Source organism: Euzebya pacifica, from assembly GCF_003344865.1.
In the GTDB taxonomy this organism is placed as follows: Bacteria; Actinomycetota; Nitriliruptoria; order Euzebyales; family Euzebyaceae; genus Euzebya; species Euzebya pacifica.
In genome coordinates this window covers 4,197,749-4,222,106 of record NZ_CP031165.1, presented here as the reverse complement: position 1 = coordinate 4,222,106, position 24,358 = coordinate 4,197,749, and the positions used below count along the sequence as shown (strand labels likewise).

At 71.6% G+C, this 24,358-nt stretch carries 17 protein-coding genes; 12 read left to right on the top strand and 5 right to left on the bottom strand.

The annotated features are described in order from the left end of the window. The gene (locus DVS28_RS18050; protein WP_114592703.1) at positions 1-1,023 is read right to left on the bottom strand and encodes an ABC transporter ATP-binding protein; all 1,023 of its coding nucleotides are present in this window, start codon (positions 1,021-1,023) and stop codon (positions 1-3) included. Continuing rightward, positions 1,016-2,047, bottom strand: coding sequence for an ABC transporter ATP-binding protein (locus tag DVS28_RS18045; protein ID WP_216826131.1), 1,032 nt, complete (start codon positions 2,045-2,047; stop codon positions 1,016-1,018). The genes DVS28_RS18050 and DVS28_RS18045 overlap by 8 nt, the downstream gene beginning before the upstream one ends. Positions 2,048-2,187: 140 nt before the next feature. On the opposite strand from DVS28_RS18045, the gene DVS28_RS18040 reads away from it, so the two are divergent. The 8 genes from DVS28_RS18040 (at position 2,188) to mnmA (ending at position 11,601) form a co-directional block, all read left to right on the top strand. Next, positions 2,188-3,396 (top strand): dipeptidase, encoded by a 1,209-nt coding sequence (locus tag DVS28_RS18040; RefSeq protein WP_114592702.1) that lies wholly within the window; start codon positions 2,188-2,190, stop codon positions 3,394-3,396. Beyond that, positions 3,396-5,114, top strand: a complete 1,719-nt coding sequence (locus DVS28_RS18035; protein WP_114592701.1) for an ABC transporter substrate-binding protein — start codon at positions 3,396-3,398, stop codon at positions 5,112-5,114. The genes DVS28_RS18040 and DVS28_RS18035 overlap by 1 nt, the downstream gene beginning before the upstream one ends. Before the next feature lie 5 nt (positions 5,115-5,119). Next, positions 5,120-6,082 (top strand): ABC transporter permease, encoded by a 963-nt coding sequence (locus DVS28_RS18030; protein WP_114592700.1) that lies wholly within the window; start codon positions 5,120-5,122, stop codon positions 6,080-6,082. A 52-nt stretch (positions 6,083-6,134) separates the two neighbouring features. Next, complete coding sequence (locus DVS28_RS18025) at positions 6,135-7,049, top strand: ABC transporter permease (RefSeq protein ID WP_114594257.1); 915 nt, start codon at positions 6,135-6,137, stop codon at positions 7,047-7,049. An 8-nt stretch (positions 7,050-7,057) separates the two neighbouring features. After that, positions 7,058-8,248, top strand: a complete 1,191-nt coding sequence (locus tag DVS28_RS18020) for a M24 family metallopeptidase (protein ID WP_216826130.1) — start codon at positions 7,058-7,060, stop codon at positions 8,246-8,248. A 15-nt stretch (positions 8,249-8,263) separates the two neighbouring features. Then, positions 8,264-9,112 (top strand): alpha/beta fold hydrolase, encoded by an 849-nt coding sequence (locus tag DVS28_RS18015; protein WP_114592699.1) that lies wholly within the window; start codon positions 8,264-8,266, stop codon positions 9,110-9,112. 253 nt (positions 9,113-9,365) lie between these two features. After that, on the top strand, positions 9,366-10,535 hold the full coding sequence (locus DVS28_RS18010) for a cysteine desulfurase family protein (RefSeq protein ID WP_114592698.1): 1,170 nt from the start codon (positions 9,366-9,368) through the stop codon (positions 10,533-10,535). 1 nt (position 10,536) lies between these two features. Continuing rightward, positions 10,537-11,601 carry a tRNA 2-thiouridine(34) synthase MnmA gene (gene mnmA, locus DVS28_RS18005; protein WP_216826129.1) on the top strand — a complete coding sequence of 355 codons (1,065 nt, stop codon included), beginning with the start codon at positions 10,537-10,539 and terminating at the stop codon, positions 11,599-11,601. A 25-nt stretch (positions 11,602-11,626) separates the two neighbouring features. Here the strand turns inward: mnmA and DVS28_RS18000 are convergent, their stop codons facing one another. Beyond that, on the bottom strand, positions 11,627-12,403 hold the full coding sequence (locus tag DVS28_RS18000; RefSeq protein ID WP_164710719.1) for an alpha/beta fold hydrolase: 777 nt from the start codon (positions 12,401-12,403) through the stop codon (positions 11,627-11,629). Between the two features lie 92 nt (positions 12,404-12,495). Between DVS28_RS18000 and DVS28_RS17995 the strand changes: the two genes are divergently transcribed. The 4 genes from DVS28_RS17995 (at position 12,496) to ligA (ending at position 16,833) form a co-directional block, all read left to right on the top strand. Beyond that, positions 12,496-13,437 carry a helix-turn-helix transcriptional regulator gene (locus tag DVS28_RS17995; protein ID WP_164710718.1) on the top strand — a complete coding sequence of 314 codons (942 nt, stop codon included), beginning with the start codon at positions 12,496-12,498 and terminating at the stop codon, positions 13,435-13,437. 76 nt (positions 13,438-13,513) lie between these two features. Continuing rightward, positions 13,514-14,476, top strand: a complete 963-nt coding sequence (locus DVS28_RS17990; RefSeq protein WP_114592696.1) for an oxidoreductase — start codon at positions 13,514-13,516, stop codon at positions 14,474-14,476. Between the two features lie 61 nt (positions 14,477-14,537). Then, positions 14,538-14,696 (top strand): hypothetical protein, encoded by a 159-nt coding sequence (locus tag DVS28_RS28555; RefSeq protein WP_164710717.1) that lies wholly within the window; start codon positions 14,538-14,540, stop codon positions 14,694-14,696. A 112-nt stretch (positions 14,697-14,808) separates the two neighbouring features. Further along, positions 14,809-16,833 carry an NAD-dependent DNA ligase LigA gene (ligA, locus tag DVS28_RS17985; protein WP_114592695.1) on the top strand — a complete coding sequence of 675 codons (2,025 nt, stop codon included), beginning with the start codon at positions 14,809-14,811 and terminating at the stop codon, positions 16,831-16,833. A 12-nt stretch (positions 16,834-16,845) separates the two neighbouring features. On the opposite strand, the gene DVS28_RS17980 is transcribed toward ligA, so the two are convergent. Together DVS28_RS17980 and DVS28_RS17975 are read right to left on the bottom strand one after the other, a co-directional pair. Beyond that, complete coding sequence (locus DVS28_RS17980; RefSeq protein ID WP_114592694.1) at positions 16,846-20,952, bottom strand: hypothetical protein; 4,107 nt, start codon at positions 20,950-20,952, stop codon at positions 16,846-16,848. 1 nt (position 20,953) lies between these two features. Continuing rightward, positions 20,954-24,325: a hypothetical protein gene (locus tag DVS28_RS17975; RefSeq protein WP_114592693.1), complete on the bottom strand. Its 3,372-nt coding sequence runs from the start codon at positions 24,323-24,325 to the stop codon at positions 20,954-20,956. Positions 24,326-24,358: the final 33 nt, after the last annotated feature.

Here is a 24,358-nt window from a genome sequence, read left to right as displayed (position 1 = left end):
CTACCTGCCGGCAGGCGCGGTGCCCCGGCCGACCGGACCGTGCACCGACTCGAGGGCATGGTGGCACGCCGCCTGCTGGACGACGGCGTCGGCACCCTCGCCATGGGTCGTCAGCGCCGGCACGTCGCTGCGGCAGACGTCGGTCGCCAGCCAGCAGCGTTCGTGGAACGCACAGCCGGGCGGCGGGTCGATCGGGCTGGGCGGCTCGCCCTCGAGCACCATCCGGTCGCTCGCGCGGGCGACCGCCGGGTCGGGTTCGGGCACCGCGGACAGCAACGCCTGGGTGTAGGGGTGGGCCGGGCGGTCGTAGACCTCCCGGTCGGTCCCGAGCTCGACGACCCGGCCGAGGTACATGACGGCGACCCGGTCCGACAGGTGCCGCACCACCGACAGGTCGTGGGCGATGAACACCATGGCCAGGTCCAGCCGGCGCTGCAGGTCGCGCAGCAACCCGATGACCTGGGCCTGCACCGACACGTCGAGCGCGCTGACCGGTTCGTCGCAGACCAGCACCGACGGCTCCAGGGCCAGGGCGCGGGCGATCCCGATGCGCTGTCGCTGTCCCCCGGAGAACTCGTGGGGGAACCGCTCGGCGTGGGAGGGATCCAGCCCGACGAGGGTCAGCAGCTCCTCGACCCGTGCCCTGCGTGCCCGTCGGTCACCGGCCTTCCGGTGCACGTCCAGCGGCTCGGCGATCACGTCGGCCACGGTCAGGCGGGGGTTCAGCGACGTGAATGGGTCCTGGAAGACCATCTGGATGCGCTGGCTGCGTTCCCGCCGCCCCAGCTCGCCCAGCGATGTCCCGCTGACCCGGACGGTGCCGGAGTCCGGCTGCTCCAGCCCGACCAGCAGCCGGGCGAGGGTGGTCTTGCCGCAGCCGGATTCACCCACGACCCCCAGCGTCTCGCCAGCGCGCAGCGACAACGACACGCCGGACACGGCGTGCACGCGTTCACGGCTGGCGAACCCGCCGACGCGGAACGTCTTGACCAGGTCGGTCGCCTCGAGGACGGCATCAGGCATCGAGCATCTCCTCCTTGACGTGGCAGGCGCTCGCGCGGTTGCCGGGCAGCGGTTCGAGCAGCGGACGGTCGGTGTCGCAGGGGGCGATGCGACGGTGGCAGCGGGGGTGGAACGCACAGCCGGAGGGCTTGGCGGTGGGGGACGGTGGTGCACCCGGGATGGCCGACAGCTCGTCGTCGGCACGGGACAGCCGGGGGACCGAACGCAGCAGCGCCTCGGTGTAGGGGTGTGCGGGACCGTCGAAGATCTGGGCGGTCGTGGCCGTCTCCACGATACGCCCGGCGTACATGACGGCGACCCGGTCGGCGACCTTCGCGACCACACCCAGGTCGTGGGTGATGAGGACGACCGCCATGCCGAGCTCGTCGCGCAGCCGGTCCAGCAGCTCGAGCACCTGTGCCTGCACGGTCACGTCGAGGGCGGTGGTGGGTTCGTCGGCGATCAGCACATCGGGCCGCAGGGCGATGCCGATGGCGATGAGGATGCGCTGCCGCATGCCGCCGGAGAACTGGTGCGGGTGGTCGTCGACCCGTCGTTCGGGGCTCGGAATGCCGACCATGCGCAGCAGGTCGATCGCCTGCTCCCTGGCCTCCTTGCGGGTGGCGCCCCGGTGCACGCGGAACATCTCGCCGATCTGCTGGCCGATGGTGTGGACGGGGTTGAGCGCCGACAGGGCGTCCTGGAAGACCAGGCTCAGCCGTTCGCCGCGTATCCCAGCCATGGCCCTGTCGTCGAGGCCGCGCAGGTCGGTGTCGCCGAGGCGCAGCACGTCGGCGCCCACCTCGACCCCCCGCCCACGCAGCAGCCCCATGATCGCGCGCGCAGTGACGGACTTGCCCGACCCGGACTCGCCGAGCAGCGCGAGCACCTCGCCGCTGCGGACGTGCAGGTCGACGTCGGTGGCCGCCTCGACGGTGCCCCGGCGGGTGTGGAAGTTCACGTGGAGGCCGGCGACCTCCAGGGCCATCGCCCCCGTCTGGGTGTCGTCAACCGGCACGCCGGCTCCGTTCGTTGCAGCAATCATTCATGGCTTCCTTGTGCTGTGCAGGATTCCTTCACTATAGTGCATTCCAACGCCGGGTTGCGATGCCCTTGCCATCCGGTTCGCCGAAATCCGCGACGCCACCGTCCGGTGGTCCGCGTCGTCCGAGGAGGACAACCCACGTGCTGGAACCCGCCAAGCGCTATGACGGCTACAAGTCGTACGAGTACCTGACCGAGGGGGAGGACTTCCGCGCCTTCGACCTCGCCGCCGAGATCGGACGCGTCCCCGCCTACGCCGGGCTCGACCTGTCCGACACCCAGAAGGAGCGGGCCACGCGCCTGCTCACCGAGAACATCGTGGTGTCGCTGCACGAGCACCCCACGTTGTTCCCGGAGGACATCATGGAGACCGTCGACTACAACCGGACGGCGCGTCACCGGACGGGGTACGAGGGTCTGGCCCGCTCGGGCATGACCGCCGTCTTCGACAACTTCATGGACGGCACCGCCTGTGTCACCAGCCAGGCCGGCTGGAAGTGGACCGACATCATCGCCGACCTCGGCATGCGGTTCAGCGACATCGCCCACCAGGACTTCGTCATCAAGGGCGGCTCCATCGCCGACATCCAGCTGGCGCACGAGACCGGTCGCGTCGCCCTCATCCCCGGGCTCGAGGCGTCGACCCCGATCGAGAACGAGCTGGACCGCATCGACATCCTCTACGGATTCGGCGTGCGCCAGATGGGCATCGCCTACAGCGAGGCCAACACCCTCGGCAGCGGCCTGAAGGAGAAGGGCGACGGCGGCCTGACCGACTTCGGCGAGCGCGCCGTGCGTCGCATGAACAAGCTCGGCATCGCCATCGACGTGTCCCACTCCGGTGACCGCACGTCGCTGGAGACCATCCAGCACTCCACCAAGCCGATCCTGATCACCCATGCCGGTGCCCGCGGTGTCTGGGACACCAACCGGATGAAGCCCGACGAGGTGCTGACGGCCTGCGCCGAGCGCGGCGGGGTGCTCGGCCTCGAGGCCGCCCCCCACACCACGCTCAGCCACGACCACCCCAAGCACAGCCTCGAGTCGGTCATGGACCACTTCGTGTACTGCGTGGACCTGATGGGCCTGGAGCACGTCTCCTTCGGTCCTGACACCCTGTTCGGTGACCACGTCAACCTCCACAAGGCCTTCGCCGAGCAGCTCTCGCTCGGTGCGGCCCATGCCGGCGTCTCCTACGAGGAGGTCCCCTACGTCGACGGGCTGGAGAACCCCGCCGAGTGCTTCAGCAACATCGTCGGCTGGCTCGTCAGCCACGACTACTCCGACGACGAGATCCGCGCCGTCGTCGGCGGCAACACCATGCGCGTCCTCGAGGAAGTCTGGATCTGATGCTCACCGCCACAACCCGCTCCACCATGCTCCGTCGCCTGGCGCTCCTGCTGGCCATCACCGCGATGCTGGCTGCCTGCGCGCCCAGCAACCCCGACGCCGAGACCGCCGACGGCACAGACGACACCACCGAGGACGCCGGCACCGACACCGCCGATGACGCCGAGGACGAGGCGTCGGAGGACGGCGACACCGACGCCACCACCGGCGAGACCGGCGGCACCCTCGTGATCGGCACCACCGCCGACGTGGTCAACCTCAACCCACTGGTCGGCAACAGCCGCACCGACACCTGGGTCACCAACCTCATGTACCCCCGGATGATGGACATGGACCTCGAGGGCACCAAGACCCCGTCCCTGGCCACCGACTGGAGCTACTCCGAGGACGGCCTGACCGCCACGGTCAACCTGCGTGACGACTTCACCTGGAGCGACGGCGAGCCCGTCGACGCCGAGGACGTCATGTTCACCATCGACGCCATCAAGGCCGAGCAGTTCGGCGTGGTCGCCGGCATGATCGCCGCCTACGAGTCCTCCACGGCGCCGGACCCCCACACCATCGAGTTCACCCTCTCCCGCCCGGACGGTGCGTTCCTGAACAGCGTCGGCTTCTGGATGCCGATCGTGCCCGAGCACGTGTTCTCCGCCGCCGAGAGCGTCCAGGAGTTCGCCAACGACAGCGACTGGGTCTCCGCTGGTCCCTACCGGCTGACCGACGTGCAGGCCGGTGACCGCTACACGATGACCGCCGTCGACAGCTACCCGCTGGCCCCGGAGGGCACCCCGACGCTGGACGAGGTCGTCTTCCGCGTCTTCCCCGACGTCAACACCGAGGTGCTGGCGCTGCGCAACGGCGACATCGACCTGATCGGCAACGCCATCCCGCCGACCCTGGTCGAGCAGCTGCAGGACGTCGACGGCCTCGAGCTCGTCACCGTCCCGTCCCTCGGCTGGGCGCACATGCAGTACAACATGCGCCGTGAGCCGCTTGACCAGCTGGAGGTCCGGCAGGCACTCGCCCACGCCGTGGACTACGAGGCCATCCGCCAGGTCGTCCTCCGCGGGCAGGCCGTGTCGTCGGGCTCCAGCCCGCTGACGCCGAGCTTCCAGCAGTGGTACGACGACTCCTCCGAGGAGTACGCCCACGACCCCGAGCGCAGCCGTGAGCTGCTGGAGTCCGCCGGACAGGTCGACGCCGACGGCGACGGCCTCTACGACGGGCTGACCCTCGAGATGGTCTACGACTCCGCGGATCCCAACATCTCCGCATGGGCCGAGATCGTCCGTGACCAGAGCCGCGAGGCCGGCATCGACATCCAGCTGTCCGGGCTGGAGCGCAACACCTACCTCGCCCGCACCAACGAACGCGACTTCGACATCTACGCCGGGTCGTGGGCCATCATCGACGAGCCGCAGTCGAACTTCTCGCTGCTGTTCTTCCCCGACGGCTTCATCAACTACGCCGGTGTGGAGGACCCCGACCTGGTCGCCGCGATCGAGAACGCTGCGGTCCAGACCTCGGTGGAGGAGGCCCGTCCCTTCGTGCAGGAGGCCGGCCGGATCGTGCACGACAACGTCTACGACAACGTGATGTACGTCGAGCAGTTCAACTTCGCCCACTCCAGCGACTGGGAGGGCTTCGTCGCCCAGCCCAGCGAGCTGCTGTCGATCCTGAACCCGCGCTCGCTGGCGCAGGTCGTCCCGGCAGGGGAGTAGACGAAATGACGGTCATGCGCTTCGCCGGGGGGCGGCTGCTGCGGGGTCTGCTGACCCTCTGGTTCGCCGTCACCGTGACGTTCTTCCTCGTGCGCTTGCTGCCCGGTGACCCTGCGCTGGCCGTCGCCGACCCGATGATGACCGAGGACCTCCGCATGGAGCTCCTGGCCGACTACGGACTGGACCGGCCGCTGCCGGTCCAGTACGTCAGCTACCTCGGCCACCTCCTGCAGGGGGACCTCGGCATCTCCTTCCGACAGTCCCTGCCCGTCACCGACATCCTGATGGCGCGGCTGCCGTGGACGCTGATCCTCACCGGGTCCGCGCTGCTGGTCACGGTGCTCATCGGGGTGCCGCTCGGCGTCGCCGCAGCCACCCGCCGTGGCGGCTGGGTCGACCGAACCATCCAGGTCGGGAGCGTGCTCGGGCAGTCCATGTTCGTGCCCGCCATCGGGATCGCCATGCTGTACGCCTTCGGGCTGTACCTCGGCTGGTTCCCGATCGGCGGGGCGATCGACGACGGCGTGTACGGCATCGACGCGTGGATCAGCATCCTGCGCCACCTCGTCCTGCCGGCCTCGAGCCTCGTCATCCTGCAGATCGGCGCCTACGTGCTGACGCTGCGGACCAACCTCATCGACAGCCTCGGCGAGGACTACTGCGACCTCGCACGTGCCAAGGGGGTGCCGCAGCGACGCATCGTCTGGCGGCATGCCCTGCGCAACGCCCTGCTGCCCACCACCACCCTGGTCGGCCTGCAGCTCGGGTTCCTCGTCGGCGGCGCCGTGCTGACCGAGACCATCTTCGCCTACCCCGGCGTGGGACGGGCCATCTTCGAGTCCGTCGGCCGCCTCGACTTCCCCGTCCTGCAGGGCGCGTTCGTGCTGCTGGCGGCCACCGTCGTGGTCGCCAACCTGCTGACCGACCTGGCCTACGGGGCCCTCGACCCGCGGGTGCGTGCGCAGTGACCACGCCGTCCACGTCCCCGCTGTCACCCATCCACCCGACCCGGGAGCGCCCATGAGCGCCGAGCTCCGTCCGGCCCCCACCGTCGAGGACGGCATCGTCCGCGATGACCAGCCCCTGGCCACGCCCGGCGAGTCGCCCGGCCGCCGCACCGCCCGGGCCTTCGTCCGCAACCCGCTCGGCGTGTTCGGCGTCGTGGTCCTGGTCGGCATGGTGCTGACCGCCCTGTTCGCCCCGCTGATCGCGGAGTACCCCTCCGGCTACGGCGTGGACGTCCTGTCGCCCCCCTCGGCTGAGCACTGGTTCGGCACCGACTCCCTCGGCCGCGAGATCTTCGCCCAGGTCGTCTGGGGCGCCCGGACCAGCCTGATGATCGGTGGTGCCGCCTCGGCCATGGCCATCGCCGTCGGGGTCGCCGTGGGGGTGGCCGCCGCCTACTTCAAGCGGGTCGAGACCGCGCTCGGCGTGCTGGTCGACGTCACCCTCTCCTTGCCCGTCCTGCCGCTGATGATCCTCATCGCCGCGCTCGCCGGCCCCTCGACCTGGACGCTCGCGGTCGTCATCGCGCTGTTCTCCTGGCCCGAGGTCGCCCGCGTCGTCCGCTCCCAGGCGCTCTCCATCGTCGGGCTGCCCTACGTCGAGGCCGGTGCCCTGGCCGGCGGGTCCCACCTGTGGATCATCCGCCGCCACCTGGTGCCCGCCGTCGCCCCCGTCATCACCGTCAGCGTCGTGCTGACCGCCTCCCGCGCCGTCCTGTCGGAGTCCGGCCTTGCCTTCCTCGGCCTCGGCGACCCCAACGGCTGGTCGTGGGGGACGATCCTCCACAACGCCCAGCGGTCCGGGACGCTCGGCACGGCCTGGTGGACCGCCGCGATGCCGTCGCTGGCGATCCTCCTGCTGGTCGTCGCCGCCACCCTCGTCTCCCTTGCCTACAACGACGCCCGCAACCCCCGAACCCGCGAGGACTGATCACCGCCGTGTCATCCCCTGCCCGACTGTCCCAACGCCTGCCCCGGAGCTTCTACGCCCGGGTGCAGTCCGACGTCCGCCGCCACCTGGGTGAGGAGGGACTGGACGCCATCGTCTGCGAGGACTGGCGTGATGTCGCCTACCTGACCGGCTTCTTCCACACCCCGACCGAACGCCCGGTCCTGGTCGTGGTCACCGCCGACCGCACGATCGGGCTGGTCCCGGCGCTGGAGTACGAGTACGCCCAGCAGCAGGACATCGCCGTCGACGAGCTGGTCGCCTACCCCGAGTACCCGGGTGTCCGCACCCCGCAGGAGGTGCTGGCCGACGCGCTGTCCGGTGCCAGCGGCCGCTGGGGCCACGCCTGGACGCTGTCGACCGGTGACCTCGGCCTGCTCCGGGCCGCCATGGGCGGGGTCGAGTGGGTCGGCACCCACCTGGTCGACCGGATGCGACTGGTCAAGTACGATGAGGAGGTCGTGCTGCACCGCGAGGCCGCTCGGCTGGGCGACGTCATGCTGGCCGCCGGCCGCGAGCTGGTGGAGGAGCGCGTCGCCGACGGCGGCCCCCTGCCGTCGGAGGCGGAGCTGGCCAAGCACGTCATCGGTCGCGGGACGGCTTGGATGTACGACACCCACGACAACGTCGTCGTCGTACCGCTCCTCGCCGGGGGCCTGGTCTACTCCGGCCCCAACTCCGCCTATCCCCACGGGCTGGTGACCGAGCATCGCCTGCAGCCCGGCGAGACGTTCATCCTGTCCCTCGGTGGAGCGGTGGGGGGCCGCTACGCCGAGAGCGAGCGGACCTTCGTGCTGGGTGAGCCGTCCGACCAGCAGCGCGCCCTGTTCGAGACCGACGCCCGGGCCCAGCACGTCGGCACCGAGGCCATCCGCCCCGGCGCCACCTGCGCCGACGTCAACGCCGGCTGCCTCGACGTGATCCGCGACGCCGGGTACGCCGAGCACATCCGCCACCGCCAGGGCCACGGCATCGGGCTGAACTTCCACGAGCCGCCGTGGCTGGAGGACGGCGACGACACCGAGCTCGCCGCCGGGATGGTCGTCTCCAGCGAACCCGGCATCTACGTGCTGGGCCATGCCGGCTACCGGATCAGCGACACGGTGCTGGTCACCCCCGACGGCCGCGAACGCCTGACCACCTATCCGCGGGACCTCGCGTCCTCGATCATCCCTGCCTAGGAGGCCGATCGATCCATGATGCTGGACATCAACGGCTGCGCCCTCAACGTCGAGCTGCTCGGCGGCGAGGACCCGGCCAAGCCACTGCTCATCGCCCACCACGGCGCCCCCGGGCTCGGCTCGATGGAGGAGCCCCGGGCGGCCTTCGGCTGGCTGGCCGACTCGTTCCGGGTGATCATCTTCGACGCCCGTGGCAGCGGGAAGTCCGCCGACGTGCCGCCGTACGACCACGACCAGTGGGTCGCCGACATCGATGCCCTCCGCGAGTGGGCCGGCGCCGAACGGTTCGTCATGGCCGGTGGGTCCTACGGCGGGTTCCTGTCGATGGAGTACGCCGTGCGGCACCCCGAGCGCCTGCTCGCGTTGGTTCTGCGCGACACCGCCCCGGACGCCACCCACGACAACCTGGCGTTGGAGAACGCGCGGGCGTCGGACCGGGTCGACATCCCTGAGGAGCGGCTGGCCCGCATGTTCGACGGGAAGGTCCTCGACAACGACGACTTCCGCGACCTGTGGCGCGAGCTGCTGCCGCTGTACACGTTCACCCACGACCCGGCGGCGATCGAGGCGAAGGTCGCGTCGGTGGACTACCACTACGCCACCCACAACGCGGCGTTCTCCACGGCCCGGGAGACCTACGACGTCAAGCCGCACCTCCACCGCGTGACCTGCCCCGCGCTGGTCACGGTCGGCCGCGAGGACTGGATCACCCCGGTCGTCAACAGCGAGCAGATCGCCGAGCTCCTGCCCGACGCCGAGCTGGTGATCTTCGAGGAGTCCGGCCACTCGCCGCCCCTGGAGGAGCCCGAGCGGTTCCAGCAGGTCGTCCGCGACTTCCTCGACCGGGCCCTCGCCCGCGCCTGAATCCCCGCAGCCACCTCGCCACCCCAATGGCCGCCCACCGGCAGACCCGCCGCTGCCGGTGGGCTGGTCGCTGCCGGTGGGCTGGCCCCCGATCGGGGCCGGAACCACCTCCACGTGGTCCGGGCCCCGATCGTGCCGGTACCCACGCGCGTCGGTCGGACCGGATCGTGCCGGTACCCACGCCGGCGTGGTCTGGGCCCCGATCGCGCCACGGGCCACCCGGCGCGGGCAAGCGGCTACCGTCGTCGGCGTGATGTCGACCACCCCCGACGCGGTCTACCTGGACCACGCGGCCACCACGCCCCTGGCGGCGGAGGTGGCCGAGGCCATGGCGCCGTGGATCACCGCCGGGGCCGTGGGCAACGCCTCGTCGCTGCACACCGCCGGGCGGCGGGCCCGGGCCGCCGTCGAGGACGCCCGCGACCGGGTCGCCGTGGCGTTGGGCGTGACCCCGCTGGAGGTCCTCTTCACCTCCGGCGGCACCGAGGCGGACAACCAGGCGATCAAGGGGCTCGTCTGGTCCGGCGGCCCGGGCGGGCACGTCGTCACCACCGCCATCGAGCACCACGCGGTCCTCGAGACCGTCGAGTGGCTGCGCGACCACCAAGGCATCAAGGCCACCGTCGTGGGCGTGGACCCCGACGGCACCGTCGACCCCGATGAGGTCCTCGCCGCCGTCCAGCCCGACACCCGGGTGGTCAGCGTCATGGCCGCCAACAACGAGCTCGGGACGATCCAGCCGATCGACGTGCTCGGCCCGGCGCTGGCCGACCGTGGCGTCCCGCTGCACATCGACGCCGTGCAGGCGTTCGGCAAGGTCCCCATGCCGCTGGAGGAGTGGCGGCCGGCCGCCCTTGCCCTCTCGGCCCACAAGTTCAACGGTCCCACCGGGGTCGGCGTGCTGGTGCTCCGACGCGACCTCCAGCCCCATCCCGTCCTGCACGGCGGGGGGCAGGAACGCGGCGTGCGGTCGGGCACCCTCAACGTCGCGGGCATCGTCGGCCTCGGCGCGGCCGCCGAACGAGCGGTGGCACACCTCGACACCTTCGGCACCGTCGTCCGAGCACGCCGGGACGCGCTGCTCGAGGGCCTGCTCGCCATCGACGACACCACCCACAACGGCCACCCCGGGCGTCGCCTGCCCCACAACGCCCACGTCGGCATCGGCGGGGTCGACGCCGAAGCCCTCCTGATGGGCCTCGATCGGGCCGGCATCCAGTGCTCGACCGGATCTGCCTGCCAGTCCGGCGCCGCCCAGCGAAGCCACGTCCTCGACGCCATCGGCGCCCGCGAGGACGCCGCCCACCTGCGCTTCACCCTCGGGCCCGAGACCACCGACGACGACGTCGCCCGCACGATCACCCCGGTCACCGACGCGGTCGCACGCCTGCGCGCAGGCGGCACCAGCAACGGGGACAGCTGACATGGCGAACGTCCTCGTGGCGATGTCGGGCGGTGTGGACTCCTCCATGGCCGCCGCCCTGCTGGTCGAGCAGGGCCACGACGTCACCGGCGTGCACCTGAAGATGGCCGACACCCCCAGCGGCATCCCGGGGAAGGGTTGCTGCACCCTCGACGACGCACGCGACGCCCGCCGGGTCGCCGACCTGCTCGGCATCCCCTACTACGTGTGGGACTTCGCTGACGCCTTCCACGAACGGGTGGTCGACGACTTCGTCGCCGAGTACGCCGCCGGCCGCACCCCCAACCCGTGCATCCGCTGCAACGAGCGGGTCAAGTACACCGCCCTGATGGCCCGTGCCCGGGCCGCCGGGTTCGACCGGCTTGCCACCGGCCACCACGTCCGCCTGTCCACCGACGACGACGGCACCGTGCGGCTGCTCCGCCCCGTCGACGAGGGCAAGGACCAGACCTACGTGCTGTACATGGCCAGCCAGGACCAGCTGCGGCACTCGGCGTTCCCCGTCGGCGGGATGCCCAAGTCCGAGCTGCGCGAGATGGCGGCCGAACGCGGGCTGGTCACGGCGTCCAAGCCCGACAGCACCGACATCTGCTTCATCCCCTCCGGCAACACCGCGGCGTTCCTCGGGGCCCGCATCGGCCGGCGTCCCGGCCGGCTGGTCGACCACGACGGCACCGAGCTCGGTGAGCACGACGGGGCGTTCGCGTTCACGGTCGGGCAGCGGCGTGGCCTGGGCCTGTCGGGCATGCCCGAACCGCGGTTCGTCACCGCCATCGAGGGCGACACCGTCACCGTCGGCCGGCGGCAGGACCTCGAGGTGGCCGCGTTGACCGCGACCGACGTGAGCTGGACCGTCGCCCCGCCCACCCCGGGGGAGGAGGGGCTGACCGTCCGTGTCCGCTACCACGGCGACCGGCTGCCGGTGGCCGTCGAGGTGGCCGGTGACGTCATGGACGTGGCGTTCACCGGCGTCAGGCCCAGCGGGGTCGCTCCCGGCCAGGCCGTCGTGGTCTACCGCGGCGAGGAATGCGTCGGCGGCGGCACCATCGCCGCCACCGTTCGCTGAGCGCCCAGCAGCGGTCGCCGGACCATCACCCCCCGCTGGCCGGCTGCTCGGCTCGTGCGAGGATCGCGGCAGCCAGCTCCTCGGGCCGAGACCACATCGGCCAGTGGCCAGCGTCGAGCTCGACGTAGCGGTCCTCGGGGCGGCGCTGGTCGGCGTCGGTCCACCACGGTGGCGGGCCCGAACGGGTGCAGCGCACGAACGTCCGTGGGATGCCGGAGGCGCCGGCAACCGTGCCCGGGGGCAACGCGCTGGTCATGCAGGGGAGGGGGAACGGGCTCGCGTGCTCGCGGAACCGCTGCAACGCCTCGTCCGACAGGTCGTCGGCGCCGTAGAGCTCGCGGGCACGCAGCATTTCGTCGGGCAGCAGCGGCAGCAGCCGGCCGCCGAAACCGTCCGCCCACGCCTGCATGGCCTCGAGCTGCGGTCCGGCGCCGACGAGCGGTCCGTCGTCGGTGGGCACGGACGCGTCGACGTACACCAGCCGATCGACCGTGCCCGGAAGGGCGGCTGCGGCCCCGGTGGCCACGGCGCCGGCGTAGCTGTGGCCGACCAGCACGACGTCGGTCAGCGCCTGCTCCTGCAGCCAGCCCGCCAGGTCCTCGATGTGGGCGGTCACGTCGATGTCGGCGTGGTCCTCGTCGCGGCGATCGCCCATGCCGGGCAGGGTGGGCGCGAGGACCCGGTGGCCGGCCGCCCGCAACGGTCCGACGACGTCGTCCCAGGCCCAGCCGCCCAGCCAGGCGCCGGCAACGAGGACGATGGGCGGCAGGGTTGTCGAAGGTGTGGGGGTGGCTGCAGGCACGGCTTGCTCCTCGGGTTGTAGGGGGGTGATCGACCCCAGCGTGCCGACCAATGCGGACCGAACCTGTCCGCATCCGTGGGACACTGCGTTCCATGGACCCCCTCGCCCGCCTGCTGGAGATCCTCGGCCTGCTCCAGGGCAGCCCGGTGTGGACCGCCACGGCCCTGGCCGAGCGCACCGGTACCACTCCCCGAACCGTGCGGCGCGACATCAGCCGGCTGCGCGAGCTCGGCTACCGCATCGCTGCCGCACCCGGTCCCGACGGTGGCTACCGGCTGGACCGTGGACGGGCTGTCCCACCCCTCTTGCTGACCGCCGACGAGGCCGTCGCCCTGGTGATCGGGGTCCGCTCGGCTGGACCGGCCGGGGTCGCCGGCATGCACGAGGCTGCGGACGGCGCCCTGACCAAGCTCGCAACCGTCCTGCCCCCGGCGGCCTGGGCGAGGGTGGCCGACCTCGACGCCGCCACCGTGCGCCCGGAGCGGGTCTATCCATCACCGGTCGATGCCGCTGCCCTTGCGCGGCTCGCCACCGCCGTGCGAAACAGCCGTCGGGTGCGGTTCGGCTACACCACCGTCGACGGCACGGCGAGCCGCCGACGAGCCGATCCGTCAGCGCTGGTCCACACCGGCCCACGCTGGTACCTGGTTGCCCACGACGTGGACCGCGCCGCCTGGCGGACCTTCCGGGTCGACCGCATCACCGCGCCCGAGGAGGTCGGACCGGCCGTCCTGCCCGACGAGGTGCCCGAACCCCTCGGCCTGGTCCAGCGGGGGACCGCCCTGGCGGCCTACCGCTGGCAGGCCCGGATCCTGCTCGACCTGCCCCTCGACGTGGCCCGCATGCGGGTGCCGCCGACGATCGGCTTGCTCGAGGAGGCCGACGACAACCGGTCGCTCCTGCGGCTCGGGGGCGAGGAGCTGCGCCCGATCGCCACCTTCCTCGTGGGGCTGACCTGTGGCTTCGAGGTGCTCGACCCGCCAGAGCTGGTGGAGGAGCTGCACGCGCTCGGACGGTGGCTGGCCGGTCGTTGACGGGGGGACACGTTCGGCGAGGCATGATCGGGGCAGGCTGTCCCCGACGCCGACTGCAATCCATCGAGGAGCTCCTGTGTTCACGCTTGCCGACCTGCCCGACCTGACCGGCCGCACCGCGGTGGTGACCGGCGCCAACTCCGGGCTGGGGCTGGAGACCGCCAGGGCCCTCGCCGGGGCCGGCGCGACCGTCGTGATGACCGCCCGGTCCAAGGACAAGTTCGACGCCGCCGAGGCCGACATCCGCCCCACCAACCGGACCGCCGACCTGCGGTTCGTGCAGCTGGACCTGGCCAGCCTGGACAACGTCCGCACCGCAGCGGAGGTCATCCGCAGCGAGTACCCCGAAGTCGACATCCTGGTCAACAACGCCGGCATCATGATGACCCCGGAGGCCACCACCGCCGACGGCCTCGAGCTGCAGCTCGGCACCAACCACTTCGGGCACTTCGCCTTCACCGGCCTGCTCCTCGAGCCGCTGCTCGCCGCAGGGGACGCCCGCGTGGTCACCGTCTCCTCCGGCATGCACCACCGCGGCGAGATGGACTTCGACGACCTCCAGCAGCAGCAGTCCGACGGCTACGACACCACCGCCCAGTACGCCCGCTCCAAGCTGGCCAACCTGATGTTCGCCCTCGAGCTCCAGCGTCGCTTCGACGCGGCCGGTGTGGACGCCCGCTCGGTGTCGGCCCACCCGGGGTACACCGCGACCAACCTGCAGTCCGCCGGGGTGCAGCTGCCCGGCGGCGGCTTGTTCCACAAGGCCGCCAGCATCGGCATGCGACTGCTGAACCCGATCGTCGGCATGTCGGTGGAGCAAGGTGCGCTGCCCCAGATCCACGCCGCCGTCAGCGACGTGCCCGGTGGCAGCTACTGGGGGCCGCAGGGGCCAGGGGAGATGCGCGGCCCGGTTGGCTCGGCGAAGGTCAACCGGAAGGCCCGCAACGAGGCCGATGCGGCCAGGTTGTGGGACATCTCGGTGGACACCACGGGCGTGACGTACGACGCTTTGGAAACGAGCACCGGTTCCGTGCGGTGACGGGAGGCTGAACTGGGTACGTTTGGACCCAATCGCCGGAAGCGGGTCAGGAGAGTCGACGATGAGCGAAGTGTTGTGGGTCACGGTCCTGGGTGCCGTGCTGGCCTGGCTGCAGGCCAACAGCGGTCCGGACGAGCAGCTCGAGCAGGTCGAGGTCCCCATCGATGACGAGTGGGAACGCTGGGAGGCGGAGATCCACGACTGGAAGGACCTGCGCTGACGCGTAGCTGATCCTCCGGCCGACCCTGCCGTTGCACCTGCGCGCCGTCGCTCGTGACACCGCCGGGGGTGTCGGCCCGGATGTCGCAGGGGCTTCGTAGACTCCTTCCTCCATGACTGACCGCGAGACCCGCGACCGGGTGGCCGAGCTGCGCGAGACCCTCGCCTACCACCGCTACCGGTACTACGTCCTTTCCGACCCGCAGATCCCCGACGCGGAGTTCGACGCGCTCATGCGCGAGCTCGAGGGGCTCGAGGCCGAGCACCCCGAGCTCGACCATCCGGACTCCCCGACCCATCAGGTCGGCGCGCCCATCGACAGCGCGTTCGGCGAGGTCGCCCACCGCCTGCCGATGCAGTCGCTGGACAACGCCTTCGACCGCGAGGAGCTGCAGGCCTGGGCCGACCGGGTTGCCCGGGGCCTGGAGGGCGGCGACCACCGCTTCACTTGCGAGCTGAAGGTCGACGGGGTGGCCATCTCGTTGATCTACGAGAACGGGTTCCTCACCCAGGCCATCACCCGCGGTGACGGCACCACCGGCGAGGACGTCACCGCGAACGTCCGCACCATCGAGGGCATCCCACGGCTGCTCGCCATCGACGACCCGCCGGCGCTGGTGGAGGTCCGCGGCGAGATCCACTACCCGGTGGAGAAGTTCGAGGCCATGAACGCCGCCCGCGAGGCCGCCGGCGAGGCGCGGTTCGCCAACCCTCGCAACGCCGCCTCGGGCGCGCTGCGCCAGAAGGACCCCGAGGTCACGCGGACCCGGCCGCTCGCGCTCGTCGCCCACGGCATGGGCGCCACCGACGGGCTGGACGTCGAGAGCCATTCCGGTTTCCTCGCCTTCCTTCGCGATGCCGGCGTCCCGACCGCGCCCGAGACCCGCACCGTCGACGACATCGGCGCGGTCTGGGCCTTCGTCGAGCACTGGGAGACCCACCGCCACGACCCCACCTACGAGCTGGACGGCGTCGTGGTCAAGGTCGACCGGCTGGACCAGCAACGCCAGCTCGGCTCGACCAGCCGTGCTCCCCGCTGGGCCATCGCGTTCAAGTACCCGCCGGAGGAGCAGCGGACCCGCCTGGTCGACATCGAGGTCAACGTCGGACGGACCGGACGGACGACCCCCTACGCCGTCCTCGAACCGGTGCTCGTCGCTGGGTCCACGGTGACCTACGCCACCCTGCACAACCAGGACCAGGCCCGGCTGAAGGACGTCCGCCCGGGGGACATGGTCATCGTGCGCAAGGCCGGTGACGTCATCCCCGAGGTGGTCGGCCCGGTGCTGTCGGAACGCCCCGAGGACGTCGAGGCCGCCGGTCCCTGGCAGTTCCCCACGACCTGCCCGTTCTGCGGCGAGCCGCTGCAACGGCTCGAGGGCGAGGCCGACACCTACTGCGTCAACGTCGACTGCCCCAACCGGATCCTCGAGACGCTCGACCACTTCGCCAGCCGCAAGGCCATGGACATCGAGGGGTTGGGCTACGAGACCGCCAAGGCCCTGCTGGAGGCCGGGCTGGTCAGCGACCTGGCCGACCTGTACCTGCTGGACCGCGACGCCGTGTTCGCCCTCGAGGGCTTCGGGGACAAGAAGACCGACCTGCTGCTCGACGGCATCCAGAAGTCCAGGACCCAGCCCATCGAACGGCTGCTGACGGGCCTGAACATCCGGCACATCGGTCCGAACGTCGCCAAGCTGATCGCCCGTTCCCTCGGTGACCTGCAGGCCATGCGCGACGCCGACGTCGAGCGGATCGCCGCGATCGACGGGGTCGGAACGGTCATCGCCGACTCGCTGGTCACCTGGATGGGCAACGACCGCAACGCCGCGCTGCTGGACAAGCTCGTGGCCGCCGGCGTCCGCACCGACACCGAGGTGACGGCGACGACCAGCGACGTCCTCGCGGGCCGCACGCTGGTCATCACCGGGACGCTGGCCGGCTACTCCCGCGACGAGGCCAAGCAGGCGGTCCTCGACGCCGGCGGCAAGGTCACCGGCAGCGTGTCCGGCAAGACGTTCGCCGTCGTCGTCGGTGACAGCCCCGGGTCGAAGGCAGCCAAGGCCGAGGACCTCGGCGTGCCGATCCTCGACGAGGCCGGGTTCGAGCAGCTGCTGGCCACCGGCGAGCTGCCCTGATCCCGGGCGCCGTCACAGGTCGATGGTGTCGAGGAAGACGACACGCTCGGCGGTGTCCCGGGGGACGAAGGACGACGCGCTCGTGGTGGCATGCCGCTCGACCTCCTCAACGACCAGCCGTGTCGGGCCCTGCGTCGGTGGGACGACGACCTCGCCGCTCCAGGTGGCGTGGTTGCCGTCCTGCAGCGAGGCCTGCAGCACGACGGGGTTCGGTACGCCGGCGCGGGTCACGAGCCGTTGCCAGCGCAGGTCGGGGTCGTCGACGTCGGGCTCGGTCGCCTCGATCGTGACCCGCATGGTCGGCGGGCCGGCCACGGCACCGTTGCGCGCGTGCGTGCGGCCCGTGACCGTCACCACCCGGTGTCCCTGGCGGTTGCTGGCGACCGTCACCGTGCGGTCCGGGGCGACCTGGACGAAGTCGGTCAGGACCACCCGGGACAGCGACACCCCGGCCAGCGAGTGGGGCTGGTAGCGCGCCAGCGCGAGTCGAAGGAACGGCCAGTAGGTCCTGTCGCCGTGGCCGAAGCCGACGGTGATGTCAGCCGACCACAGATCGCGTTGCGGGTCGTAGACGACGTCGTGGGGGGCGATGTCGACCGTGGTGCCGGGCACCCCGGGCAATGACAAGCCCTCGACCGCTCCGGTCGACAGGGCGAAGTGGGCCTGCGTGGGGTGGGGCGGCATGGGGGCCGGCGGGTTGCTGCTGGTGCTCCACGCCGAGACGGGGTCGAACCCCCACTGGGTGACATGGGACTCCAGGTCCTCGGGCAACGGGCCCCCGCCTGCGGCGCCCGGCCACAGGACCACGGCGAGCTGCTCCCCGTCACCGGAGGACCACCACGGTCGTCGCAGGTACACCCGCAGGCCCCGTCCGCGTCGGGTCCGCGCCCCGCCGTCGCCGACCTCGTGGGCGAAGGTCGGGACGACGTACTCCAGCAGCGGCGCAGCGGGCCGGGCGCTGCTGGGCACGACCCGTGTCCTCGGCACCGAGGCGGTGGTGATCGCTGGCACCACGAACCCGACGTCGACGGTGGCGCCGGCGGCAAGGGTGCCCGTGGGGACCCGGCTGATCGTCCCGGCGGCCTCGTCGACGGTGTAGTCACCATCCGTGCCCTGCCGGAGCTCCGCGCCGTCGTCACCGGTGACGACGACGGTGGAGGCGACCAGGCCCCTCGCATCGACCTGCGCTGGTGCGGACTCGGGGACGACGACTGCCGTGGCGTCGCGGAAGTGCTCCACGAAGGCGCTGGTCGCGACCGCCTGGTAGGTGACGAGCCGGTGGCGGGTGTCGCCGAACTCGTGGCGTTCCGACACGAACTCCTCGTCGTCCTCGCCGGATCGCGGATCGATGGTGATGCTGATCGGGACGCTCCGGACGCTGGTGGACTCGGTGGGGTCGGGACCGCCCGGGCCGCTGTCGACGTGCTCGGACCACGTCGCCTCGATGTCGACCTTGCTCGTGCTGCGCCGGTGCAGCAACATCGGCCGGCACTGGACCGTGGCGTGGGTGTCACCATGGTCTCGGGCGATGGAGAGCTGGCCCTCGGGCATGTCGGGGTCGGCCAGTGGCCGTCGGACGGCGTGGACCACGCGGATGGTGCGCCACGGGGTGCACATCCAGTGGTGACCGGCTGCGGCTTCCGCGACCAGCGCCTCCATGGTCGTCCCCGTGACCGACGGGTGGGAGGGGTTCGCCTCGCGCCATGCCCGGATCCAGCTGAGCACCCCCATCAGCGAGACCTGGTCGTCCTCGGGCTTGCTGGACAGCCGCAGGTCGAGGTCCTCCGCGGGGGCCACGACGAGGTCCAGCATCCGTTGGACGGGATCGAAGGACCAGCTGCTCGCGGGACCGCCGGTGACCCGCAGGCCGAAGCTGTCCCAGTTCGGCCAGTCGTCCACGGCGAAGGGGACGACCGTCCGGGTGCCGGTGCCGCCGCTGCCCTCGGGCAGGCCACGCACCGTGGCTGCCCGCGCGAGGGGGTCGGACAGGTGCTGGATCGTCAGGTGTGGCACGGGGAAGTACTTCGACCGCTGCGGATCGTCGGGGTCGGCGACGCCGTCGGGATGGGTGGCAAGGTCCTCGGCGTCGCGCGACGCGTACGCCGCATGCGCGCCGGGGTCCAGCGGCTGGCCGGGATGGTCGGCCAGGTCGAACATGCCGTGGTGCTCGGCCTGCGCGACGCTGCCGCGCGGGGGCACGACGTGCCGCCTGGTCTCGGTGACGGTGTCGTCCCCGGCGGGGCCCGCGCTGGTGTCGGTCCGCACGACGAGGGTCTCGGCCTTCTCCCCGGGCACGACGGCGGGATGGGCCAGCACCGTGACGGGTGAGGGCACCGGGTCGAACCGCAGGTAGTGCACCGGCGGCGACTCCGCGACCGCCGGGTTGTCGTCGTCGAGGGCGGCGCTGCTGCCGGCGAGGTCCACGGCCCTCGCCCGCACGTGGTAGCTCTGACCGTATCGCAGCCGGGGCAGCGACCCGGGGGCGACGCCCAGCGCCGCCCGGAACCGCAGGGAAGGGTCGGGCTGCGTGGCGTCGGGGTCGGCGCCGACCTCGTCGGCTGGCCCCAGGGACGTGCCGGGCAGACGGGCCGCGAGGCTCCAGCCACCCCAACGCATCAGCGACTCCTGCAGGTACAGGTCCGGTGGCGGGGTGGCACCGCCTGCGCTGGTCGCGCCGGCGACGACGACGGCTTCCTCCTCGATGCCGGGGAGCTCCTGGGGTCCGCCGCCGGTGAGGAACCAGTAGCTCCCGGCCTGCGCCTGCAGCGACCGCCAGGCCGACTCCCCGCCCAGGCGGATGTCGAAGCGGTGGCCGCGGACGAGGTCCTCGGCCCACAGGGTCGGCTCGCCGGCGGGGGTGCCGTCACCGGTGAAGGCGACGGCGTTGATGGCGGTGACCGCCGCCAGCCTGGCGGCCATCCCCTGGGCTCGTCCCGGCCGGACGACGGCGAGGCCGGCGCTGGACTGGCTGGGCAGCGCGTAGGCCTCGGGTGTGGCCGCGCTGAACGGCTCGTAGGTGTCGGGGCCGACCAGCACGCGGGAACGGGCCAGGTTGTCGGCGAACTGCAGGGCCTTCAACCCCCCGCCGTCCGGGTCGATGGTGACCACCGCGAACCGGCTGGGGTCCCCCAGCGCCAGGTAGCCGTCGACCAGGTCGGTCTGACCGGGCGTGGCGGACACCGCACGGAACGCCTGCGGCTGGACGGTGCACATCGTCCGGGCCGACACGACGTCGATGCCGGCCGGAAGGGTGGCCAGGACCTGCACGGCCGTGGACGTCGACGTCGCGCCGGGAGCGGGGAAGACCAGCTCCACGACCGTGCCGAGGAGCCGCTCGAGGGTGGGGTGGCGTCGAACGGCTGCAAGCACGCGGTGCACGTCGGGAAGGAACGGCTCCTCCGGCATCGCGTCGTTCTCGTGGACGCCGATGCGGTCGCGGTTGTGGAACCTCGCCAAGCGGAGGAACCGCCGGCCGAGCTCGTCGCGGCGGGCTTCTGGGTCAGCGGGCAGCGGTCCGGCGGCGGGGGTCGCCCAGTCCGCCGGGCTGTCGCTCGCGGCGTTGATCTCCGCGGCGATCTCGGCGCGGAGGCGTGCACGCCGCTGCGGACCGGTCTCCTCGGTGGTCGGGCGAGCCCACAACGCCTCGAAGCCGATGGCGCCGAAGCCGTCGTCGTCGCCGACGAGGTCGGCGAAGAACGGATGGTCCGTCGGGCTGATCGCCCCGACGCGGCCCCACCGGTCGGCCAGGAACTCGATGATCGCGGTGCTCTGGTAGGACACCAGCGGACGGTGGTCGAAGCCCTGGTAGGCGTGGGCGTCGACGGGTGTGTCGGGTGGCAGCACGGCGGTCCAGCGCGCGGACTCCGCCGCGGTGCCCACCGGTGTCGCCGGGATGTCGGGCACCCCGAGGTCCGGGAACCGGACGGACCACGAGACCCCGGCGAGGGTCGCGGGCCAGTCCACCCAGTGCGGGTGATCGGCCAGGGTGCCCGGCGTGCGCAGACGGGGGGCGAGGTGGACGAGCACCCGCATCGTGTCCCCGCCGCCGTTGTCAACCAGCGGATCGTCGGCGTCGACGCCGTGGGGGATGGCGGTCAGCAAGAGCGAGGAGGCGGGCATGTCAGGCTCCCATCGGGGCGTAGGCGGTCACGTACTGCTGCTCCCAGTCCGCGGCGGTCATGAGGTCCGCCCACGTCACCGCGGGACCGTTGTCGGCCTCCAGCGCCGCAGGGGCGGCTGCGGCGAAGCTGCTGTCGCCACCGTCACCCTTGGCCAGCTCCTTGCGGACGGTGAGCTCGACGGAGGTGCTCCACACCGTCAGGTCGATCTCGACGGTCAACCTGGCCTCGCCCACCAGGCTCCCGGGCGGCTTGCTGTAGGTCAGCGAGACGTAGAACTCGATGCTGACCGTGATCAGGCCGAGGATGCTGACCGCCCCGGCGATGCGGAAGTAGGACTCGAGGGTGCACTGCTGGGTGTCGTCCTCGAGGGTCTCCACACGGAAGTAGATGCCGGACTTCGCCTCGACCTTGCCGCTGGCGAGCCCCGCCAGGGAAAGGGCATAGCCGCCGCCGAACTCGAAGGCGAGCTCGAACAGCTCCACCCCACGGACGCTGACGGTGATGCCGACGAAACCGCCCCCGCCGAAGATCCAGACGGTCAGGGTGAAGGGGTTCTCGCGAGAACAGAAGGCGAAGAGCAGCTCCACGGGCGAGCCGTCGAAGGGGATGACCAGCTTGACGAAGATGGCCATGTTGGTCAGCGACAGCACCCCGACGCTGATGTCGGGCAACGCGACCATCAGCTCGATCTGGATGCCGGTGCCGTCGACATCGATCTTCAGCCCGCCGCTGTCGCCGAAGGCGAGCAGCGAGCTGAGCTCCTCCACGAAGGCCAGGACCCCGTGGAAGGAGATGTCGCCGAGCTGGATGTGGAGCTCGTCCTTGGTGCTGCTGCCGGCCTTGAACTCCAGGTGCTGCACCGGCACGCGGATGAAGGTGGTGTCACCCGCTTCGCCGTCCCGTTCCCCGCCGAACAGCAGGATCACGAAGCCGGTGATGCGACCGTCCACCCTGGACGTCGACGCCGACGGGTCGTCGATGTTGGTGACGATCTCCGCGTGGATGTCGGCCTTCGGCGGGTAGTCCTTGCCGAACGACTTGTCGGGGGCGAACAGCGTCAGCTCCTCGAGCGGACCCGCCTGAAGGTCGGGGTGGAAGTCGATCAGCGTCACGACCCGGTTCGGGCCGGTCTCCTGACGGCTGACGATCTTGAGGGCCTTCTCCTTGTCGGTCAGGAAGTCCTCGACCGCCGCGAGGACGGTCTTCAGGGCGATGCCACCCAGGATCCTGGCCCCGTCGCCGAGCACCTTGGTCGGGTCGAAGCTGCCCGTCCTGGTGTCCTCCGGGTCGCCGGTCGGGCCGAGCTCGCGGGACCAGCCCTCCATCGCCAGGGCCGGCGTGGCTGCGCCGCCGGCCTGCTTCGTGTCGACCGACAGCAGCCCCGCCGGTGCCTGGCCGACGCGGGTGAACAGCACGTCGCCACGGTTGGGGTGGTCCTGGCCTCCCTGGCCGAACCCGTGCACGACGTAGTCGGGGTGGTAGCCGAACCGTGCCGACGGTGCGCCACCGGGGCCGCTGGCCTGTCCGCCGGTGGACAGCTCCACCTGGGCCTCGCCGAGCGTTGGGTAGAAGCCGGGGTTGCCGGCACCGGCGAGGTCATCGGGGCCGAAGGCGGGGTCGGCCTCCTCCGCGCCGACCGCGAGGCTGCGCACCACGAAGGTCGTGTCGCCGGGGTCCTTGGGCGGCGCGAAGGCGATCTCCCGCCCCTCGAGGTCGATCGCGTGGGCTGCGCCGGCCGTCGACTCCGGGGCGCTCTGGTAGGCGCTGATGATCGGGGCCAGCGCCTCGGAATCGTAGGCGTGCACCTCGTCGACCCAGACCGCGGGGGCGGAGAGCGGGACCGTGGCACCCGACCAGTCGGTGACCCGCAGGTCGAAGGCGTAGGGAACGCCGTCGACGGAGGGCACGAACACCTCGCTTTCCGGAAGTCCGGCGTAGTCCGTCGGGGTGCTCAGCGGGGGCGTGGCCTTCGTGACGCAGGTCAACGACCGGAAGGGGACCTGCCTGCCGTCATGGCGCAACGCCGGGTCGCCGGCCAGACGCCGCCGAGCCTTCAGGACGACGATGAACACCCGCTGCCGCAGGTAGGCCCCTGCCGGCTTCGTCGGAAGGTCGGCGATGTGGTCGATGCGGCGTTCGGTGATGCGGACCAGCGCCGCCTTGAACCCGTAGGGAAACAGGAAGCCCTTCCGGACGACCCGGACGTAGCTGTCCCGCCCCATCGCCGCGAGGTGCCGCCACTGCAGCAGCGAGGTGTTGTACGCGCCGGCCCTGTACTTCAGCTCGTGGTCGAAGGCGGAGTCGAGGTAGCCGCCGAGGGCAGTCAGCATCAGCCGGTCGACCTCCACCACCTCCGGGACGAACGGGCCACCGTCGGCGCCCTGGCGTCCTGCTCGGCCAGGTCTGGACAACCCGAAGTCGGAGGACAGGCGGACGAGGTCGAGCCGGTCGCGGCGCGTCAGGGAGGTGCGGAACGGGATGTCGGCGGCGAGGGTCGACGGCGGGTCGGCCTGCTTCACGTAGTCCTTGAACTCGGGGTCGTCGTCGGTGCACCAGACGGCCCGGACGGTGCGGCCGTCCTCGTCGTCCTCGTCGAGGAGCGGTTGTCCCTGCCCGTCGAGGCCGCGCACGGCAAGGCGGGTGTGCCACAGCTCCGTCCGCCCACCGCGGTTGACGGGCGCATGGGCGTGGGCCCACGCCGACTGGGCGTGGGGAGACAGCACGAGGTGCCAGGGCAGCTCGATGGCTGTCTGGCTGTCGGATGGGGCCGTCGGCGACTTGAGCTGGGCCGGCAGGACGTCGCGCGCGGTGGCGTTGTCCACCACACGGGGCGTCAGGTCCAGCCACGACAACAGTCGGGGAACGGTGTAGGGCATGGGCAGGACCGAGGCAGGGACGTAGAAGGCGAGCCGTGTCGGGTTGGCCATCCGCGCCGCGATCGGCGGTGGGGCCGGCGGCTCGTCCCCGGAGGGTGGCGAGGGTGGTGGGTACGGGGGCTCGGGCTCCTGGGCGTCGTCCTCCATCGAGCCGCCCGCGCGGTAGAAGGCCTCCTCGGCGATCGCCTGCGGTGGGAACTCCACCACCAGGTAGCTGCCCTTGTTGGACTTCTCCCGCTGCAGGCGTGCGGGACCGTCCCCGGTGACGAGCTCGAGGTTCCAGAACTCCAGCGTCAGGTCGAGCTGGTCGGCCGCCCGGCGCAGGCGGGTGGTGAACGTCAGCTTGGCCGGTGGGGACGCGGCAGGATCGGGGTTCGGGGCCGCCAGCAGCCGAACAGGGTCGTTGGACAGGACCATTCCCGTCGCCGCAACGGTGGTGCCCCAGCGCAGGACGGTTCGGCGGGTCACCGAAGGTTGGGGTGTCTGGTCGGTCATGGTCGCTCCTCGGTTCGACGGGGTGGGAGACGC